Origin of the sequence: Desulfocurvus vexinensis DSM 17965, from assembly GCF_000519125.1 — a bacterium.
Lineage (GTDB): Bacteria > Desulfobacterota > Desulfovibrionia > Desulfovibrionales > Desulfovibrionaceae > Desulfocurvus > Desulfocurvus vexinensis.
The window spans coordinates 1-17,942 of sequence record NZ_JAEX01000023.1 but is presented as its reverse complement, the minus strand read 5'-3'; the positions used below and the strand labels follow the sequence as shown (position 1 = coordinate 17,942).

18 protein-coding genes are annotated in these 17,942 nt (G+C 71.9%); 8 read left to right on the top strand and 10 right to left on the bottom strand.

Annotation, left to right across the window (positions count from 1 at the left end):
* Nucleotides 1-7: 7 nt before the first annotated feature.
* The 4 genes from G495_RS0112755 (at nt 8) to G495_RS0112740 (ending at nt 5,430) form a co-directional block, all read left to right on the top strand.
* Complete coding sequence (locus G495_RS0112755; protein ID WP_028588127.1) at nt 8-1,783, top strand: sodium:solute symporter family protein; 1,776 nt, start codon at nt 8-10, stop codon at nt 1,781-1,783.
* Between the two features lie 63 nt (nt 1,784-1,846).
* Nucleotides 1,847-3,775 (top strand): putative nucleotidyltransferase substrate binding domain-containing protein, encoded by a 1,929-nt coding sequence (locus G495_RS0112750; RefSeq protein WP_035252100.1) that lies wholly within the window; start codon nt 1,847-1,849, stop codon nt 3,773-3,775.
* Nucleotides 3,776-3,790: 15 nt separating this feature from the next.
* Entirely contained in the window at nt 3,791-4,534 is a 744-nt protein-coding gene (locus tag G495_RS0112745; protein ID WP_245588432.1) for a 3'-5' exonuclease, read from the top strand.
* Nucleotides 4,535-5,052: 518 nt separating this feature from the next.
* Nucleotides 5,053-5,430 carry a hypothetical protein gene (locus G495_RS0112740; protein WP_028588124.1) on the top strand — a complete coding sequence of 126 codons (378 nt, stop codon included), beginning with the start codon at nt 5,053-5,055 and terminating at the stop codon, nt 5,428-5,430.
* Nucleotides 5,431-5,519: 89 nt separating this feature from the next.
* Here G495_RS0112740 and G495_RS0112735 read toward each other — a convergent pair whose 3' ends face one another.
* Nucleotides 5,520-6,299 carry a TIGR03943 family putative permease subunit gene (locus tag G495_RS0112735; RefSeq protein WP_028588123.1) on the bottom strand — a complete coding sequence of 260 codons (780 nt, stop codon included), beginning with the start codon at nt 6,297-6,299 and terminating at the stop codon, nt 5,520-5,522.
* 1 nt (nt 6,300) lies between these two features.
* The gene (locus tag G495_RS0112730) at nt 6,301-7,236 is read right to left on the bottom strand and encodes a permease (protein ID WP_028588122.1); all 936 of its coding nucleotides are present in this window, start codon (nt 7,234-7,236) and stop codon (nt 6,301-6,303) included.
* Nucleotides 7,237-7,367: 131 nt separating this feature from the next.
* On the opposite strand from G495_RS0112730, the gene G495_RS0112725 reads away from it, so the two are divergent.
* A complete protein-coding gene (locus G495_RS0112725; protein WP_245588431.1) occupies nt 7,368-8,357 on the top strand; it encodes an ABC transporter ATP-binding protein in 990 nt (329 codons plus the stop codon).
* 172 nt (nt 8,358-8,529) lie between these two features.
* On the opposite strand, the gene G495_RS0112720 is transcribed toward G495_RS0112725, so the two are convergent.
* The 5 genes from G495_RS0112720 to G495_RS0112700 form a co-directional block, all read right to left on the bottom strand.
* The gene (locus G495_RS0112720) at nt 8,530-9,174 is read right to left on the bottom strand and encodes a redox-sensing transcriptional repressor Rex (RefSeq protein ID WP_028588120.1); all 645 of its coding nucleotides are present in this window, start codon (nt 9,172-9,174) and stop codon (nt 8,530-8,532) included.
* An 87-nt stretch (nt 9,175-9,261) separates the two neighbouring features.
* Nucleotides 9,262-9,585 carry an ATP synthase F0 subunit C gene (gene atpE, locus G495_RS0112715; RefSeq protein WP_028588119.1) on the bottom strand — a complete coding sequence of 108 codons (324 nt, stop codon included), beginning with the start codon at nt 9,583-9,585 and terminating at the stop codon, nt 9,262-9,264.
* Nucleotides 9,586-9,652: 67 nt separating this feature from the next.
* Nucleotides 9,653-10,342 carry a F0F1 ATP synthase subunit A gene (gene atpB, locus G495_RS0112710; protein ID WP_028588118.1) on the bottom strand — a complete coding sequence of 230 codons (690 nt, stop codon included), beginning with the start codon at nt 10,340-10,342 and terminating at the stop codon, nt 9,653-9,655.
* 41 nt (nt 10,343-10,383) lie between these two features.
* On the bottom strand, nt 10,384-10,806 hold the full coding sequence (locus tag G495_RS0112705) for an ATP synthase subunit I (RefSeq protein WP_035252113.1): 423 nt from the start codon (nt 10,804-10,806) through the stop codon (nt 10,384-10,386).
* Complete coding sequence (locus G495_RS0112700) at nt 10,781-11,056, bottom strand: AtpZ/AtpI family protein (RefSeq protein WP_028588117.1); 276 nt, start codon at nt 11,054-11,056, stop codon at nt 10,781-10,783. Before G495_RS0112700 ends, G495_RS0112705 begins: the two co-directional genes overlap by 26 nt.
* A 536-nt stretch (nt 11,057-11,592) precedes the next feature.
* Between G495_RS0112700 and G495_RS22060 the strand changes: the two genes are divergently transcribed.
* Entirely contained in the window at nt 11,593-12,303 is a 711-nt protein-coding gene (locus G495_RS22060; RefSeq protein ID WP_169734388.1) for an Hpt domain-containing response regulator, read from the top strand.
* A 404-nt stretch (nt 12,304-12,707) separates the two neighbouring features.
* On the opposite strand, the gene G495_RS0112685 is transcribed toward G495_RS22060, so the two are convergent.
* Nucleotides 12,708-13,352, bottom strand: a complete 645-nt coding sequence (locus tag G495_RS0112685; protein WP_028588116.1) for a response regulator — start codon at nt 13,350-13,352, stop codon at nt 12,708-12,710.
* A gap of 183 nt (nt 13,353-13,535) precedes the next feature.
* Between G495_RS0112685 and gnd the strand changes: the two genes are divergently transcribed.
* Nucleotides 13,536-14,450, top strand: coding sequence for a phosphogluconate dehydrogenase (NAD(+)-dependent, decarboxylating) (gene gnd, locus G495_RS0112680; protein ID WP_028588115.1), 915 nt, complete (start codon nt 13,536-13,538; stop codon nt 14,448-14,450).
* Nucleotides 14,447-16,006: a glucose-6-phosphate dehydrogenase gene (gene zwf / locus G495_RS19065; RefSeq protein WP_245588430.1), complete on the top strand. Its 1,560-nt coding sequence runs from the start codon at nt 14,447-14,449 to the stop codon at nt 16,004-16,006. The genes gnd and zwf overlap by 4 nt, the downstream gene beginning before the upstream one ends.
* A gap of 280 nt (nt 16,007-16,286) precedes the next feature.
* On the opposite strand, the gene G495_RS0112670 is transcribed toward zwf, so the two are convergent.
* Nucleotides 16,287-16,721 carry a hypothetical protein gene (locus G495_RS0112670; RefSeq protein ID WP_028588114.1) on the bottom strand — a complete coding sequence of 145 codons (435 nt, stop codon included), beginning with the start codon at nt 16,719-16,721 and terminating at the stop codon, nt 16,287-16,289.
* A 192-nt stretch (nt 16,722-16,913) separates the two neighbouring features.
* On the bottom strand, nt 16,914-17,942 hold a 1,029-nt coding region (locus tag G495_RS0112665), incomplete at its 5' end, for a methyl-accepting chemotaxis protein (protein WP_028588113.1).

The window sequence follows — 17,942 nt, the reverse complement described above, 5'->3', positions numbered from 1 at the left end:
AGCGCATATGACGATCAAATTCTGGACATACATCATGGTCGGGCTGACCTTCGGCCTGTATATGACCATCGCGTGGGTCTCACGCGTGAAAGACACCAAGGGCTTCTACGTGGCGGGCGGCGGCGTGCCGCCCCTGGCCAACGGCATGGCCACCGCCGCCGACTGGATGAGCGCCGCCTCGTTCATCTCCATGGCCGGCATCATCTCGTTCACCGGCTACACCGGCGCGGTCTACCTCATGGGCTGGACCGGCGGCTACGTGCTGCTCGCGCTGCTGCTCGCGCCCTACCTGCGCAAGTTCGGCAAGTTCACGGTGCCGGACTTCGTGGGCGACCGCTACTACTCCAACACCGCGCGCGTGGTGGCCCTGATCTGCGCCATCTTCGTCTCGCTGACCTACGTGGCGGGCCAGATGCGCGGCGTGGGCATCGTGTTCTCGCGCTTCCTCGAAGTGGACGTGAACACCGGGGTGATCATCGGCATGGTCATCGTCTTCATGTACGCCGGGTTGGGCGGCATGAAGGGCATCACCTGGACCCAGGTGGCCCAGTACCTGGTGCTCATCGTGGCCTTCATCATCCCGGCGGTGGCCATCTCGCGCATGGTCACGGGCAGCGTGATCCCCCAGCTGGGCTTCGGCTCGACCATCCTCGCCGGGCCCGACGCGGGCAGCTACCTGCTGGAAACCCTGGACAAGATCGGCCAGGACCTGGGCTTTACCGCCTACACCTCGGCCTTCGGCCCGGGCAACAGGTCCATGCTCGACGTGCTGTGCATGACGCTCTCGCTCATGGTCGGCACCGCCGGGCTGCCCCACGTCATCATCCGCTTCTACACCGTGCCCAGCGTGCGCGCCGCGCGGCTCTCGGCGGGCTACGCGCTGCTGTTCATCGCCATCCTCTACACCACGGCCCCGGCTGTGGCGGCGTTTGCCCGCTACAACATGGTCAATACCATCAACGAGACGCCCTACGCCCAGGCCCCGTCGTGGTTCAAGAACTGGGAGCGCACCGGGCTCATCGCCTGGATGGACAAGAACGGCGACGGCGTGATCCAGTACCGCGCCGGGGCGCCCTTCGCGGGCAAGCCTCAGTCCACCGGGCAGACCGGCGAGCACGGCCAGGTGCTGCTGGCCAACGCCCCCTCGGACACCCCCGGCGAGCTGTACGTGGACCCGGACATCATGGTCCTGGCCAACCCCGAGATCGCCTCGCTGCCGGCCTGGGTCATCGCCCTGGTGGCGGCGGGCGGCCTGGCTGCGGCCCTGTCCACGGCCTCGGGGCTGCTGCTGGTCATCGCGTCGAGCATCTCCCACGACCTCTACTACCGCATCATCAACCGCAACGCCTCGGAGCGCGCGCGCCTGACCCTGGGCCGGGTGATGATCGGCGTGGCCGTGTGCGTGGCCGGATACTTCGGCATCAACCCGCCCGGCTTCGTGGCCCAGGTGGTGGCCCTGGCCTTCGGCCTGGGGGCGTCGAGCTTCTTCCCCATCCTGGTGCTGGGCATCTTCTGGAAGCGCGCCACCCGCGAGGGCGCCATCTGCGGCATGATCGCGGGCATCGGCTTCACCATGCTCTACATCGTGCAGACCAAGTTCCTGGGCGTGGCGCCCTGGTTCCTGGGCGTGAGCCCCGAGGGCATCGGCGCCGTGGGCATGGTGATCAACTTCGCCGTGACCATCGCGGTCTCGGCCTTGACCCCGGCCCCGCCCCAGGCCATCCAGGAGATGGTGGAGAACGTCCGCTTCCCGCGCGGGGCGGGCGCGGCGGTGGACCATTAGCGCACCCGAACCGGCGCGCCCCGGCCACACGAGCCGGGGCGCGCCCCTCCCAAGCGAGGCGCCATGAACAGGCCAGGTGACGTGTTTTCCGCACAGGCTTCCGAGCTCGTGCCCTTTTTGCGCAAGACCCTGCCCTTCAGCGACCTGGACGACAAGGCCCTGGAAACCCTGGCCCGGTCGTGCACCATCGACTTCCACCCCAAGGGCACCCGCCTGCTGACCCAGGGCGTGACCCTCGTGGAATACGTGCTGCTCATCCGCAGCGGCGCGGTGAAGCTCTTCCTCACTCGCGACGGCGCGCCGGACACGCTCATCGACTACCGGGGCGAGGGCGGTGCCGTGGGCGCCCTGGGCGTCATCCGCGAGGCCCGCGCCAGCCTGAGCGCAGAAACCATCGAAGACACCTTCTGCTTCAAGATCCCCGGGGCCGTGTTCCGCGCGCTCATCGCCGACTACCCGGCCATAACCCAGTACTACCTGCAGAACTTCTCGGAGAACTACATCGAGAAGGCCTTCTCCGAGCTGCGCCGCCAGCACGCCGACCTGTGCGCCGCCAGCCCCCTGGTGCTGTTCTCCACCCGCGTGGGCGACGTGATCCGCCGCCCGCCGCTGATGGTCGCCTCGGGCAGCACCGTGCGCGAGGCCGCGCGGACCATGGTCGAGCACGGGGTGGGCTCGCTGCTGGTCACCGACCCGCGCGGCGACGCCGTGGGCATCGTCACCGACAAGGATCTGCGCCGCGCCGTGGCCGACGGCGAAGCCCACGACGCGCCCGTGGAGTTCATCATGAGCTCGCCCCTGGCCACGGTCAGCCACCGCGAAATCTGCTTCGACGCCCTGCTGCGCATGATGAGCGCCCAGATCCACCACCTGGCCGTGATGCGCGGAGGCCATGTGGCGGGCATGGTCACCTCCCACGACATCATGCTCCTGCAGGGCCGCTCGCCCATGTACCTCTTCCGCGAGATCGCCGGGGCCCGGACCATCGCCGACCTCTACCCCCTGGCCGAAAAGGTGCCCATGACCGTCGGCTCCCTGGTGGAGGAGGGCGCCAAGGCCCGCAACATCACGCGCATGATCACCATCATGAACGACCTGATCCTGGAAAAGCTGCTGACCTTCCTCCAGGACGAGATGGGCCCGGCCCCGGTGCCCTTCTGCTGGCTGCTCATGGGCTCCGAGGGCCGCAAGGAGCAGACCTTCCACACCGACCAGGACAACGCCCTGGTCTACCGCGACCCCGCGAACCAGGCCGAGGCCGACCGCTGCCAGGACTACTTCACCCGCTTCTGCGAGGCCGCCATCGGCCACCTGGTGCGCTGCGGCTACCCGCTGTGCCCCGGGGACATGATGGCCTCCAACCCGCGCTGGCGCATGCCCCTGGCCCGGATGCGCGATTTCTTCGAGACCATGGTCCTGCTGCCCGAGCCCGAGGAGGTGCTGCGCGCGACCATCTTCTTCGACTTCCGCCCCGGCTACGGCCAGGCCGAGCAGGGCGAGGCCCTGCGCCGCCATGTGGCCCTGCACGCCGCGCGGCAGGACGTGTTCCTGCGCCACCTGGCCCGCAACTGCCTGGCCACCCGCCCGCCCCTGTCCTTCTTCCGCAACATCATCGTGGAGAAGGACGGCGCCCACAAGGACACCATGGACCTCAAGACCCGGGCGCTGACGCCCTTTGTGGACTTCGCCCGGCTGTTCGCCCTGCGCCACGGCCTGCACGAGACCAATACCTTCGACCGCCTGGAGATCCTCAAGGATCAGGGGCACATCCCGCCCGACCTGGCCGTGGAGGCCCTGGAGGCCTACGAGTTCCTTATGCAGCTGCGCCTGGTGCACCAGATGGGCCGCATCAACGCGGGCGGGGCCCCCGACAACCGCCTCAACCCCGCCAGCCTCTCGGAGCTGGAAAAACAGACCCTCAAGGAGACCTTCGGCGTGGTCCGCTCGTTGCAGACCTTCGTCAAGGAAGCCTTCAGCCTCAACGTGGGCTGACAAAGGAGCACGGCCATGATGATGACCCCCGCCCCGGCCCCCGTCGCCGCCCTGGCCCGCGTCTTCGGGCGCTTCGCCCGCCCGCCCAGGAGCGAGCTGCTGCGCGCCAACCACGCGCACTTCGAGGCCTTCGACCAGAACCGGCCCCTGGCCGACTACGAGTTCTGCGTGGTGGACACCGAGCTCACCGGCCTCTCCCCGGCCAGCGACGAGATCGTCTCCATCGGCGCCGTGCGCATCCGCGACCTGTCCATCACCGCCGATTCCTTCTATACCCTGGTGGCCCCGCGCGGGCCCGTGCCCAAGGTCGCCACCATGATCCACCGCATCACCCCCGGGATGCTGCGCGATGCCCCGCGCCTGCGCGAGGTGTTCCCCGACTTCCTGCGCTTCTGCGGCGGGGCGCTGGTCGTGGGCCACAACGTGGGCCTGGACATCTCCTTCCTGGACCGCGCCGCGCGCGATATCCTCGGCGGCAGGCTGCGCACCCCGTGCATCGACACCATGCGCCTGGCCCAGGTCTACCAGCAGGAACTGTGGGAAAACTACTACGACCAGTTCGACGCCACCGTCTCCTACCAGCTCGGGCACCTGTGCAAGAACTACGGCCTGCCGACCTTCGACCAGCACAACGCGCTGTACGACGCCATGCAGACCGCCTACCTGTTCCTCTTCCTGGTCAAGAAGCTGCGCTCGGGCGGCATCAACACCCTGCGCGACCTCTACATGGCCGGGCGCAGCTGGCGGTGGTACCTGTAGACGCAAAGCGCCGGGAAAGGGGGGCGGGGAAACCCCCTTTTTCCCAAGCGCCAAAAGCCGGTTTCCCCGCCCCCCTCTCCCGGACCCTCTCCCCCCACCCCTTCCGGGAAAATGCGCTCTTTTGGGGGGCAGGAGCGGCGCCGCTTGGGGTGCCGCCCAGGGGCGGGAGGTTCGTGTTTTTTGGGGGGCGGGCTTTGCGTGCAAAGGGCTGTTGAATGGGCTATTCTTGGCAACGTCTTTGTCCCCCGGTCGTGCCTGGATTCCGGGCCCGCGCCCGGCAGGCTGGCCGTGGGGGCGCTGCGGGCTTCGGCAGGGGCAGACTGCCCGGCGCCTGGTCCCGCCCCGGCCCGTTGCGGCGCTTCGCCGCGGCGGGCCGGGGCGGCGAGTGGAGTCGAGGGGCCGTTGGCCCCTCGCGGGGGGCCGGGGGCGGCGCCCCCGGGTCTGCGGCCCGGGCCGTGGCGGCGGCCCCGGGTCTGCGGCCTGGGCCGTGGCGCAGTGGTGAACGCGAGGAGGATGCGATGAAGGGCTATGTGGTGTTGCTGGGGCTGCTGTGGGTTGGCGGGCTGCTGCGCGGGGCGGGGCTGGCGCTGTTCGGGGCGCATGCGGAGCTGGCGGCTCTGGCCCTGGCCGAGGCCGCGCTGTTCGGGCTGTGTCTGGCGGCGGGCGTGGAGCTGGCTTTCGGGCGGCGCGTGGTGCGCCTGGAGGGGCCGCGTTGGGGGCTGGCGGGCCGGGCGGCCCTGAGCCTGGGAGGCCTGGGGGCGTTCGTGGTCCTGCTCGGTCCGGAGCTTGGCCTGCCGGGCGGCGGGCCGCTGGACGCCCTGCTGGCGTTTTTGCCCGCGTTGCTGTTCGCCGTGCCGCCCATACTGCTGGCCCACGAGCGGGCCAAGGCGCGGTAGCGCGGTGGTGGACGCCGCCGCTGCCCGTTGCCGCGATGGGCCGTGGGGTGGCGGCGCTGCCTGCGGGCGCGGGTGGGTGCCCGGGGCCGTCAGTAGGCGAAGGGCTCCTGGTCGTGCATGGCGAAGATGAAGGGGATGTCCGGCGGGTCCGTGGGGCGCGCGTGGTCGGCGGCGATGGCGTGGCCCTCGCCCAGCAGCACGCCCACCACGCCGGGGAAGGTCAGGCGCGGCAGGGGCGTGGGGCCCAGGGGTTCCAGGGCGCCGCAGACCTCGACCCAGGCTCCGGCCTCGGGCAGCTCGGGCGCTTGGCGCACCACGAAGCCCACGCCCACGGCGTCGGCCAGGCAGCAGACGACCTGCACGCGCACCAGGGCGAACTCCCCGCGCGCGTCCAGCTCCGGGCTGCGCACGGCCATGCCGCGCACGGCCAGGCGTTGCGGGGCCTGGATTCCCGAGCCGGGCATGGTACCCGCCAGCAGTTCCGCGAGGTTCAGGCGCACGTACTGCACGCCGTCCACCGTGACCCGGGGTTCGAGGGTTTCTGCGGCTTCCTGGACCGAGGTGGGGCCGGTGAGGGGCGTGTGCTCCGGGGCCGAGGGCAGGGTGGCCTGCTGCGCGCCCAGGGCCAGGCCGGCCATGAGGGCCATGACCACGCCGCCCGACACGGCGGGGCGGTGCCCGCGCGCCAGCCAGGCCGCCACGGCCAGCAGCAGCAGCGCGGCCCCGGCGCTCCCGGTCAGCCAGCGGAAGCGGGGGTTGAGGAACATCCAGTAGTTGTCGGCCAGGGCCAGATGGAGCATGACCCCGCCCAGGGCGGCCAGTGCGGCGCCCTGGCCCAGCCGGGCCCAGGGCAGGGAGCGCACGGTCATGCTAGCGCCCCCCCGCCAGGCCCAGGGCCAGGGCCAGCAGCAGCACCGAGACCGTGGGCACCACCACCAGCGCCACGGCCAGCCGCCGGTGGAACGTCACCAGGAACATGGGGATGAGCTTGAGGTCCACCATGGGGCCCAGGGCCAGGAAGGCCAGCTGCGCCGCCCGGGGCACCATGGCGAAGGACGCGGCCACGAAGGCGTCGGCCTCGGAGCACACCGACAGCAGCACCGCCAGCAGCATCATGCCCGGCACGGAGACCAGCACGCTGTCGCCCAGCCAGGCCAGGGCCTCCAGGGGCGTGAAGGTCTTGAACGCGGCGGCGGCGCAGGCCCCCAGCACCAGGAAGCGGCCCATGGAGAGGAATTCGTCCGCCGTGTGCGTGGCCACGCGCATGAGCCGGGACCCGCCGTGGCTGTGGCCGCAGCCGCAGCCGCAGCCGGGGGCGTGGGCTTCGGCGGGCCGGGCCTGCCCGGGCATGGGCCCCAGCAGCGGGCGGGGCAGGCGCAGCACGTCGCCGGGCCGGGCCTCGCCCAGGGCCAGGCCCATGGCCACGGCGGGCACGGCCACCAGGATGACCCGCCACAGGGCCATGTACCACTGGCCGGGGAAGGCCACCAGGGTCGAGAGCAGCGACACCGGGTGCATCACCGGCGCGGCCAGCATGTAGGGGATGACCACCCGGGGCGGCACCCCACGCAGCAGCAGCTTGCGCGCGATGGGCACCACGCCGCATTCGCAGGTGGGCACTACCAGCCCGGCCAGCAGGCCGAAGCCGACCTGCCCGCCCGGGGAGCGCGGCACCAGCCGTTGCAGCGCCGTATCGGGTACGCAGACCTCCACCAGCGAGCCCAGCAGGGCCCCGGCCAGCAGGAAGGGCGCGGCCTCGAAGACGATGGCCGTGACGTAGGAGGCGAATTCCAGCAGCAGGTCCATGGCGGTCCGGGGGAGCGGGGTGGCGGCTCGCGGCGGGGTGCGGCGGCGCCGGTTCCGGCAACCTAGCGCCGTGCGCCGCCCGGCGCAAGCCTCTTTCCCCGGGGGCGGGCATGGTGTATACGGGGGCAACCTTGCTTGAGGAGCGCGCCATAGACCCCTTCATCCAGTGCATCGATGTCGCCCGGCACTACGCCGTGCGCGGCGGCCTGCTCGGCACGCAGCGGGCCGTGGTCCGCGCCGTGGACGGCGTGACCCTGGACGTGGCCCGGGGCGAGACCCTGGGGCTGGTGGGCGAGTCGGGCTGCGGCAAGTCCACCCTGGCGCGGCTGCTGCTGCGCCTGGAGCACCCCGGCGCGGGGCGCATCGTGGTGGACGGGCAGGACCTGGCCGACGCCCCGGCGGCGTTTCTGGCGGCCTATCCGCGCAAGGTGCAGATGATTTTTCAGGACCCGTTTTCGTCCTTGAACCCGCGCCGGAGCATCGGGGCGACCATCGTCGAGCCCCTGGCCATCCACGGCGTGCCCCGGGCGGCGCGCGCGGCGCGGCTGGCGGAGCTCATGGAGCGCGTGGGCCTGCGGCCCGAGCTGGCCGGGCGCTACCCCCACGAGTTTTCCGGGGGCCAGCGCCAGCGCGTGGCCATCGCCCGCGCCCTGGCCCTGAACCCGGACTGCGTGGTCTGCGACGAGCCCGTGTCCGCCCTGGACGTGTCCATCCAGGCCCAGGTCATCAACCTGTTGCGCGAGCTGCAGCGCGACTTCGGCCTGACCTATGTGTTCATCTCCCACGACCTGTCGGTGGTCGGGCACGTCTCCGACCGCGTGGCCGTGATGTACCTGGGGCGGCTTATGGAGCTGGCCCCGGCGCCGGAGCTGTTCGCCGACCCGCTGCACCCCTACACCCGGGCCCTGCTGCTGGCCGTGCCCGTGCCCGACCCGGCGCGCCGGGGTCCGGCGGCCCGGCTGGCGGGCGACCCGCCAAGCCCCATGGCCCCGCCGCCGGGCTGCCCCTTCCATCCGCGCTGCCCCGAGGCCATGCCCGTGTGCGCCGCCGCCCCGCCGCGCTGGGCCGAGGTCGCCCCCGGGCGCTACGTGGCCTGCCACCTGCACGCCGGGCCCGCCTAGCCCGGGCGCACGCCGGGGGGCCGGGTAGCACGCCAGACACCGGGCCCGGAGCCAGACGCCAGACGCCGGGGCCCGGAGCCAGGTGCCGGGGGCCCGATGCCAGGCGCCAGACACCACAAGGCCGCGCGACGGAACCCGTCGCGCGGCCTTGTGGTGCCCGGACCCGGGGGCCTCAGCTGTCCTGGAGATTCAGGGTCACGTTGAAGGCCACGGCGTAGAAGTGGTGGAAGAAGTCCACGTACTCCACGGTCACGTCGTCGGGCACGGTGATGCGCGCCGGGGCGAAGTTGATGATGCCCTTGATGCCCGCGTCCACGAGGTAGTTGGTGGCGCGCTGGGCGCGCTCGGGCGGGGTGGTGATGATGCCGATCTCGATGTCGAGATCCTCGGCCTTTTCCTTGAGGCGGCGCGAGCAGATGACTTCCAGGCCGGAGACGACCTCGCCGATCTTGAAGGGGTCGCAGTCGAAGGCGCCGACGATGTGGAACCCGCGCAGCTTGAACTCGCGGTGGTTGAGCAGGGCCCGGCCCAGGTTGCCGATGCCCACCACGCAGGTGCGCCAGACGCGGTCCACGCCCAGGGCCTTCTTGATGCTGCCGATGAGGTCCTGGACATAGTAGCCGACCCCGCGCACGCCGAATTCGCCGAAGTAGGCGAGGTCCTTGCGGATCTGGGAGGGGTTCACGTCGCAGGTACGGGCCAGCAGCTCGGAGGAGATGACTTCCTTGCCATCGCGCTGCAGCGTCTCCAGAACCTGGATGTAGACTGCCATGCGCTGGATGGTGGCGCGGGGTATGTGTTGGCTTTTGAGCGACATTGGCGGCCAGATTATGTGAAATTAGTAACGATGTAAACAGAAAAAAGGAGGCCGTGCGGGCACGGCCTCCTTGTTTCGAATCACGCGTTAGGCAACGAAGGGGTTGGCGAAGAGCAGCAGCAGGCAGACGACCAGGGCGTAGATGGCCAGGGACTCCACGAAGGCCAGGCCCAGGATCAGCATGGTCTGGATCTTGCCAGCGGCCTCGGGGTTGCGGGCGGTGCCTTCGCAGGCGGCCTTCAGGCCCAGGCCCTGGCCGATGCCGCAACCGGCGGCGGCGATGGCCATGCCGATGGCGCAGGCCCACATGATGTTGGACAGCACCTCGGGGGCGGCGTCAGAGGCGAAGGCCAGGGAGGCGATGGACAGCAGGGCCACGGTGTTCAGGGCGGTCAGCAGAACTTTACGCATTGGAGTGACTCCTTGAAAGGTTGTATTGTGTCGGTCGTTGGACCATTTCCCCCAAAGTGGGTGCGGCCTAGTGCGCGTGATCCAGGGAGCCCTTCAGGTAGATCATGCCGAGCATGAAGAAGATGAAGGCCTGGATGAACTTGGCCAGTACGAACAGGAAGTACATCGGCAGGGAGCCGACGATGGGCGCCAGCATGAACATCAGGATGAGCACGATTTCCTCGCCCTTGATGTTGCCGAACAGTCGCAGCGTGAGCGAGAGCGGCCTGGCCAGGTGGGAGATGAACTCCAGGATGATCATCAGCGGCGCCATGGCCGGGACCGGGCCCATGAAGTGTTTGATGTAGCCCGCGCCCCATTTCTTGATGCCGATCCAGTTGTAGTACATGAACAGGAACAGCGCCAGGGCGGCGTTGGTGTTGACGTTGGCCGTGGGCGCGTCCAGGCCCGGAATCAGGCCGAACCAGTTGCAGGGCAGGATGAACAGGAACAGGATGACGATGACGTGGAAGATCTCGCGGCCCTTCTCGCCGACGTTGGCGACGCAGAAGTTTTCGAGGCCTCCGATGATCAGCTCGAAGACGTTTTGCAGCTTCCCGGGCACCAGGGTCAGGTTCTTGCGGACCAGGATGCCGATGGTGAACAGCAGGAGCATGACCACCCAGGTGTAGGCCACATGGACGGGCACACCAGTGATGCCCACGGCCTCCAGGGCCGCGGGAACGATGAATTGCGGATGCGGAAGTCCACCAGCCATATCGGTAACGCCTCCTTGATATGTTTTCCCACCAAACCGGGTCAGCTCGCGGATGGTTTCCCCGTCACCCGTGAAATGGCCCAGATGAGAACAGTCGCAATCCCCGTGGACAGGCCGAGCAGCAGGGCGGGGATGGACGCACCCGCCCAGGCGATGAGCCCCACCATGACCGCTGCGGTCAGGATCAGCCGCCCGTAGAACCTGAGAAGCAGGTTGGCCACGGCGCCGTCACGGTTCACCAGCACCCGCTGCAGGAAGCCTGCGAGCAGGTAGAAATTGAAACTCGCCAGCAGGGCGCCCGCTGCCGCGTCCAGCAGCCAGGGCCACCGCCAACCGAGCACCAGGGCCAGGGCGCACAGGGCGCCCGTCAGGGCCAGCTGGTCGCGCACCAGCATGCGCGTCTCGCGGTGGCTGAAGCCCCGGCGCAGCAGCTGGCGCTCAATGCTTGTCAGAATCCTGCGCATCGCCGTCGCCCTGGTCGTCCGGGCGGCCTTGCAGCCGCCGCGCCTCCTGGAACATGTTGCGGAACCCCGAAACGATGCCCAGGAGCAGAAAAATGAGCAGAAACCAGGGCCTGGTGCCCAGCCATTTGTCCAGATACCAGCCCATGCCCAGGCCGATGAAGGTGGATGCCACCATGTGCATCCCCATCGTGCCCACGTCGGCCAGGGTGGTCAGGGCAGGTTTCTTCTTGTTCTTGCTGCCAAAGAGCATCGCACTCCTGCGGCGTGCGCCGGTCGGGCCGGACCGCTTCGTGCATTCGTTCACAAACATCGCGTGCCTACCACAGCAGGCGCGCGGACGTCAACGTTCTTGAGCGGTTCCGGGCATGTTTTTTTCACCCGCCGGGCCGGGGCGGCGCCGGGCGGGCCGGGATTTTCTACGCCTGCGGGCCGCGTTTGTCCAGGCGTGTGGCGGGCGGCGGCGGCGCGGCCCAGGCTGTCGTCCGTGTCGCCGCTCCGGGCCTGCACGGCGCGGATCGGACCCCGGCGTCGCCGTGCTGCCCCAGGCCGCCGTTCCGGGCCTGCACAGGGGCGCCGCCTTCCGCCTCCGGCGCGCGGGGCAAGGGGGCACGCAAGAAGAAGCCCTCGACCCGACCCCCTCGTCTTCCTGCGCGCGGGGCAAGGCATGGCGGGGCCTGCGCGCCCTGCATGCCCCGCCCTGCGGCGCATAAAGGGAAAAGGCCTTCTGCCCCCGGCGTTTGCGGGCGCACCCTTGACCGCGCCCGGGGGATGGCATACCGGGTGGGCATGAGCGCAGACACCCCGAAAGCCGCACCCGGTGGCGCGCCGCAGCCCGCGCGGGCCAGGGTCCTAGTGGCCGACGACGACCGCGCCGTGCGCGCCCTGGTGGCGTTCCATTTCCGCGACGCCCCGTGGGAGACCGCGCTGGTGGCGGACGGGCAGGCCGCCGTGGAGGCCTTTGCCGCCGCCCCGTGGGACGCGGTGCTGCTGGACCTGGAGATGCCCGGGCTGTCCGGCGGCCAGGCCGCCCAGGCCATGCGCCGGGCCGAGGCCGAGCAGGGTCGCGCCCCGGTGCCCATCCTGGCCCTGTCCGCCGGGGGCGTGGGTGGCCTTGTGGCCCCCGGGCCGGGCTTTTCCGGCGCGCTGTCCAAGCCGTTCACCCGCCAGGGCCTGCTGGGCGCCGTGGCGGACGCCCTGGGCGCCCCGGCGCCTTCGCCCGGCCAGGGGACGGACCCGGCCCTGCGCCACCTGCTGCCCCGGCTCTACGATTCCGTGGCCGAGCTGGCCGCCGAGGCCGCCACGGGCCTGGAGACGGGCGACCTGGACGCCGTGGCCCGCGCCGGGCACAAGATGCGCGGCGCCACGGCCTGCTTCGGGGTCCGCCCCCTGGCCGAGGCCGCCGCGCGCCTGGAGCGCGAGGCCCAGGCCGGGGATGGCCCCGCCGCCGCCCTGGCCCTGGAGGCCCTGGCCGGGCTGCTGGAAACGTCCCGCCCCTGAGGCCGCCGCGCGCGGTTCGCCGCCGCCGGGGGCCTGCCGGGGCCCCGCCGCGCGCCGCAGAAGTCTTTCCCGGCGGTTTGCGGCGCGTCGGCCCCGGGCCCCGGCCCACGGGCCCGCGCCGCAGGCCCGCAGCCCGGCCTGCCCGCCAGCCAGGACAGCGCACCGTGCATCATGCCCGAAAAAGGGGCCGCCCTCGCTGGCGAGGGCGGCCCCTTTTCATGGCATCAGCAGCCCGTGGATTTTCCCCGGACGCCCCGACGCCCGGTCCCGGGTCCGCAAACGGCGCCCGGGCTGGGCCCACTCCTGCGGGGGGACGCCCTAGAAGGGCGGGCGGCGCCCGCCGACGCCGGGCGCCCGGGCTGGGCCCGGTCCTGCGGAAGGGCGCCCTGAAGGGGCGGGCGCCGCTAGCGGAAGAGTTCGTATTCGTGGGCGAAGGGCGCCAGCTCCGAGGCCGAGGCCAGGCCGAGCTTGCGCACGAGGTTGGCCTTGTGCTTTTCCACGGTCTTGACGCTGATGCACAGCTCGCGGGCCAGGGCCTTGTTGCCCCGGCCCTGGGCCGCCAGGCGCAGCACGAGCACCTCGCGTTCGGAGAGCCTGTCCAGCACCGAGGGCGGTCCCTGTGGCCCGGCGCCCGGCTCCTGGGCCAGCAGGGCCCCGGGGATGTCCGGGCTCACGTAGCGCTCGCCAGCGAGCACGGCCTCCATGGCCCGCAACAGCTCGGGGGCGGTGGTGCTCTTGAGGGCGTAGCCGTCGGCCCCGGCGGCCAGGGCGCCCCGGATATGGGCCTCGCCCTTGCACGCCGTGAGCGCCAGCACCTTGATCCGGGGGAAGCGGCGCTTGATGTCGCGGATGGCCTCCTCCCCGCCCATGGTCGGCATGGACAGGTCCATGAGCACCACGTCCGGGCCCACGCGCTCCACCAGGCGCACGGCCTCCAGGCCGTCGCCCGCCTCGCCGGCGACCGCGAAGTCCGAATGGGCTTCGAGCAGGCTGCGCAACCCCGCGCGGACGATGTCCTGGTCTTCGACGAGCACAACGGTTCGTCGCATCGGTTCCTCCCGTGAAAGTGGCGCCGTGGGCTGCCCCGAGCACCACAAGGCATAGCCGCCCGCAGTGTCGATGTAAAGCCGGGTTTTCCCGGCGGGCGCCGCGCTGGCGTAGCCCGGCCCTGCGTTGCCATTTCGGCCAAACGCGGTATGCTGGGCCAGCGCCGTAAACCAGGAGGACAAGTCATGCGCATCGCAATGCTCGGCCTGGGCCGCATGGGCCTGAACATGGCCCGCCGCCTGCTCGGCGGGGGCCACGAGGTCGTGGCCTGGAACCGCTCGCCCGGCCCGGTTGAGGCCCTGGCGGCGCAGGGCGCCGTGCCCGCCTTTTCCCTGGAAGAGGCCGTGGCCGCGCTGCCCGGGCCGCGCACCCTGTGGCTCATGCTGCCCGCCCAGGTGGTGGACGAACACCTGGACGCCCTGCGGCCCCTGCTGGCCCCGGGCGATCTGCTGGTGGACGGGGGCAATTCGCCCTACAAGGCCGACCCCGGGCGGGGCAGGGCCCTGGCCGAAGCCGGGCTGCTCTACGTCGACGCCGGGGTCAGCGGCGGCATCTGGGGCCTGACCGAGGGCTACTGCACCATGGTCGGCGGGCCGCCCGAGGCCTACGAGCGCCTGCGCCCGGCCCTGGACACCCTGGCGCCCCCCGGCGGGCACATGCACTGCGGCCCCCACGGCGCCGGGCACTACGCCAAGATGATCCACAACGGCATCGAGTACGGCATGATGCAGGCCTATGCCGAGGGCTTCGCCCTGCTCGAGGCCTCGCCCTACGGCCCGGGGCTGGACCTGGGCGCCCTGGCCCGGCTGTGGAACCGCGGCAGCGTGGTGCGCTCGTGGCTGCTGGAGCTGGTGGCCGCGGCCCTGGAGCGCGACCCGGCCCTGGCGGACGTGGCGCCCTACGTGGAGGACTCGGGCGAGGGCCGCTGGGCCGTGGACAGCGCCGTGGAACTGGGCGTGCCCGCGCCGGTGCTGGCCCTGTCGCTCATGGCGCGCTTCCGCTCCCGGCAGGACAATGCCTTTGCCGACCGCCTGCTGGCGGCCCTGCGGGGCGAGTTCGGCGGGCACGCCGTGCGCAGGCCCGGGGAGGAGCAGCCGTGAGCCCGGGCGCCGCCCCCGGCCCTGTGCCGCCTGCGGCCTTCGAAGCCGCGCCCCCGGGCGGCGGGCCGTCCTGCCTGCTGCCCCCGCGCCCCGCGCCCTGCACGGTGGTCATCTTCGGGGCCTCGGGCGACCTGGCGGCGCGCATGATCCTGCCCGCCCTGTACGACCTGCACCGCCACGGCGCCCTGCCCGGGGGGCTGGCCGTGGTCGGCGCCGCGCGCACGCCCTGGAGCGACGAGGCCTTCCGCGAGCACGCGCGCCGGGCCCTGGAGCGCGCCGGGCGGCTGGACCAGGACGCCTGGGCGGCCCTGGCCCCGCGCCTGTTCTACCAGCCCCTGGACTACGCCGACCCCGGGGGCTGCGCGGCCCTGGCCGCCCGGCTGGACGAACTGGACGCGCGCCTGGGCACGGGGGGCAACCGCCTCTTTTATCTGGCCACCCCGCCCACGGTCTACGCCGACCTGGCGCGCAACCTGGGCGCGGCGGGGCTGGCCCGCCAGGGGCGCGGGTTTTCGCGTATCGTGGTCGAAAAGCCCTTCGGGCGCGACCTGGGCAGCGCCCGGGCCCTGGACGCCGCCCTGCACGAGCACTTCGCCGAGCAGCAGATCTTTCGCATCGACCACTATCTGGCCAAGGAGACGGTGCAGAACATCCTGCTGCTGCGCTTCGCCAACGCCGTGTTCGAGCCCTTGTGGAACCGGCGCTACGTGGAGTCCGTGACCTGCGCGGCCATGGAGACCCTGGGCGTGGGCCACCGCGCGGGCTACTACGAGCACTCCGGCGTGCTGCGCGACATGTTCCAGAACCACATGATGCAGCTTTTGGCCCTGGTGGCCATGGAGCCGCCCCCGGCCTTCGACGCCGAGGCCGTGCGCGACGAGAAGGCCAAGGTCTACCGCGCCCTGCGGCCCTTCGACCCCGACCGGCTGGACGCGGACCTGGTCCTTGGGCAGTACGGCCCGGGCGCGGCGGGCGGGGCGGCGGCCCCGGGCTACCGCCAGGAGCCCGGGGTGGCGCCGGATTCTACCACCCCGACCTTCGCGGCCATGCGCCTGTGGGTGGACAACTGGCGCTGGCAGGGCGTGCCGTTCCACCTCGTTTCGGGCAAGGCCCTGCGCGAGAAGCTCACGCGCATCGTGGTCCGCTTCCGCGAGGTGCCGCATTCCCTGTTCCGGCACATCCTGGGCGAGGACATCGGCGCCAACCGCCTGATCCTGGACATCCACCCCGGCAACGCCGTGTCGCTGGCCGTGCAGGCCAAGCTGCCCGGGGCGCGGCTGTGCCTGCAACCGGCGACCATGCGCTTCGACTTCGACGCCGCCCACGCCCCGGCCCGCGCCCTGGACGCCTACGAAAAGGTGCTGCTGGACTGCATGCTCGGCGACCAGATGCTTTTTTGGCGCCAGGACGCGGTGGAGCAGTGCTGGGGGTTCCTCACGCCCGTGCTGGAGCGCTGCGAGGCCTGCGGCGCCCAGGGCGCCCCGGCGCTGCACGGCTACGCGGCGGGCTCCTGGGGCCCGGCGGCCAGCCTGGAGACGGTCCAGGGCCTGTTCTAGGCCGCCCGAAAACGGCGAACTGCTGCGGCAGTGAAACAATCCAGATTGCGTGTGTCTGCCGGGACACTGCGCGGCCTGGATTTTTCGCGTCCTGCGCGCACTCTTCCCGAACGTCTGAACCGGTGGGTTCGGAAGGGTGAGGAAGTGATTCCCTGGTGCAGCCCGGGTGTTTTTCAAGCGCCGGGCCAGCCCGGGGCGCGGGCTTGCCGGTGGGCGGGGCGGGGGTGTTGCGAGGTGGTTGCGTTCTGCGCCGCCGGGGCGGGGGCTCCGGGGCGCGCGGCTACACGCTGCCCAGGCGGCCTGGCAGGGGCTGGAACTGGGCCAGGGCGGCCTGGGCGTAGGCTTCCAGGGCCCGGCGCCGGGCCAGGGTCCGGTCGGCGCCAAGGGTTTCGTCCGGGGTGGGGGCGGCCTGGGCCCGGGCCTGCCCGGCGCCGGTTTCGCCCAGCAGGGCGGCGGCGTCCAGGGCGTCGGGGAAGGAGCGTCCGGCCAGGGTCGGCGCCACGGGTTCGGCCAGCTCCACGTCGCGGGTGGTCAGGTCGATGCCCAGGCTGCCCAGGGAGAAGCCCACGGAGCGGGTGCGCACCGTGGCCCGGGCGCCGTCGGCGCGCAGGGCCTGGGCCAGGCGCGCGGCGCTCTGCTCCATGCGCTGGGTGCGCAGGGCTTCCTGGTAGGCGCCAAGGCCTGTGGCGGCGTGTGCCGTGGGGCGGATGCCCATGGCGTCCTCCGGGGCCCTGGGGCGGGCACCCGGTTGCGGTGGCTCGCGCGGGGCGCCCCGTCCCGGGGGCCTGCGCGGTCCGGCCTTCCGTCCTGGAGGCGGGCCTGGGGGCGGCGGCGGGCGCCGCTTCAAACAGTATAGTAGTCTCGCGCGGCGCCCGAGGCAAGCCCCCGGCGCCGGGTTCCCGGGGCCTCAGCGCCTGGGCCGGGCGAAGCGCACTTCGGCCCGCGCGGTCTGCGCGTCCAGGGGCCTGGCGGTCACCGTGGCCCCGGGGCCCAGCAGGGCCGCCGCGCCTTCCACGAAGCCCTGGAACACCTCGGTCAGCCCCTGGGGCGCGGCGTAGTTCATGAACAGCACCGCGCCCTTGTCCTCGCAGGTGATGCGCGGGGGCCGGGCCCCGGGGCTGTCCGCCGCCCCCTGGGCGTGGATGTCGGCCAGGGCGAGCAGGAAGGCCCGCAGGTCGCGGCCCTTGAACAGGGCGGGCTGGCGTTTTTCGAGGTCGCGCGCGGCGCGCTGGCCGAGCTGGCGCAGCAGCTGGGGCGCGGCGGGGCCGCCCCGGGCCGCGCCCAGGTCGGCCATGTGCCGCAGCAGGGCGGCGGGGGCCTGGCCGTCCGGGGCGGCGTCCAGCTCCTTGTGCACGGCCCGCAGGCCTTCGGCCCCCAGGGTGTCGCGCAGCAGGTCGCGCACCAGCCCGGGCAGGGCGCCGGGCACGGGCAGCCCCGCCACCAGGACCGCGCCCGCGTCCTGGTCCGTACCCGGGCCGCCCTGGGCCACGCGCAGCAGGTCGGCGGACAGGGTGGCGATCTCGCGCGTGGCGTAGGCCTGCTGGGTGGCGCCTTCGTCGGCGTCGCGGGCGATGTCGGCGATCTCCTCCACGCTGCCCGAAATGCTCTCGGCCAGGGCGGACTGCTCGCCTGCGGCCCGCGCGATCTGCTGCACGCGGTCCACCACGGCCTCGATGCCCGTCATGACCTGCTCCAGGGCCTGCCCGGCGCGGGTGGACAGCTCGGTGGACTCGGCCACCTGCCCGCCGGTGCGGTCCATGGAGGCCACGGCATCCTTGGACGACTGCTGGATGGTGGTGATGGCCTGGCGCACTTCCTGGGTGGCGGTCATGGTCTTTTCGGCCAGCTTGCGCACCTCGTCGGCCACCACGGCGAAGCCCCGGCCCGCGTCGCCCGCGCGCGCGGCCTCGATGGCCGCGTTGAGCGCCAAAAGGTT

Excerpts from the sequence above, each read along its gene's own strand:
- G495_RS0112750 (WP_035252100.1), top strand. The coding sequence starts at position 1,847 with ATGAACAGGCCAGGTGACGTGTTTTCCGCACAGGCTTCCGAGCTCGTG.
- G495_RS0112700 (WP_028588117.1), bottom strand. The coding sequence starts at position 11,056 with ATGCTCTTTGGCAGCAAGAACAAGAAGAAACCTGCCCTGACCACCCTG.
- G495_RS0112755 (WP_028588127.1), top strand. The coding sequence starts at position 8 with ATGACGATCAAATTCTGGACATACATCATGGTCGGGCTGACCTTCGGC.
- atpB (WP_028588118.1), bottom strand. The coding sequence starts at position 10,342 with ATGGCTGGTGGACTTCCGCATCCGCAATTCATCGTTCCCGCGGCCCTG.
- G495_RS0112670 (WP_028588114.1), bottom strand. The coding sequence starts at position 16,721 with ATGGGCATCCGCCCCACGGCACACGCCGCCACAGGCCTTGGCGCCTAC.
- G495_RS0112740 (WP_028588124.1), top strand. The coding sequence starts at position 5,053 with ATGAAGGGCTATGTGGTGTTGCTGGGGCTGCTGTGGGTTGGCGGGCTG.
- G495_RS0112685 (WP_028588116.1), bottom strand. The coding sequence starts at position 13,352 with ATGCGACGAACCGTTGTGCTCGTCGAAGACCAGGACATCGTCCGCGCG.
- G495_RS22060 (WP_169734388.1), top strand. The coding sequence starts at position 11,593 with ATGAGCGCAGACACCCCGAAAGCCGCACCCGGTGGCGCGCCGCAGCCC.
- G495_RS0112705 (WP_035252113.1), bottom strand. The coding sequence starts at position 10,806 with ATGCGCAGGATTCTGACAAGCATTGAGCGCCAGCTGCTGCGCCGGGGC.
- G495_RS0112720 (WP_028588120.1), bottom strand. The coding sequence starts at position 9,174 with ATGTCGCTCAAAAGCCAACACATACCCCGCGCCACCATCCAGCGCATG.
- atpE (WP_028588119.1), bottom strand. The coding sequence starts at position 9,585 with ATGCGTAAAGTTCTGCTGACCGCCCTGAACACCGTGGCCCTGCTGTCC.
- gnd (WP_028588115.1), top strand. The coding sequence starts at position 13,536 with ATGCGCATCGCAATGCTCGGCCTGGGCCGCATGGGCCTGAACATGGCC.
- G495_RS0112730 (WP_028588122.1), bottom strand. The coding sequence starts at position 7,236 with ATGGACCTGCTGCTGGAATTCGCCTCCTACGTCACGGCCATCGTCTTC.
- G495_RS0112735 (WP_028588123.1), bottom strand. The coding sequence starts at position 6,299 with ATGACCGTGCGCTCCCTGCCCTGGGCCCGGCTGGGCCAGGGCGCCGCA.
- G495_RS0112745 (WP_245588432.1), top strand. The coding sequence starts at position 3,791 with ATGATGATGACCCCCGCCCCGGCCCCCGTCGCCGCCCTGGCCCGCGTC.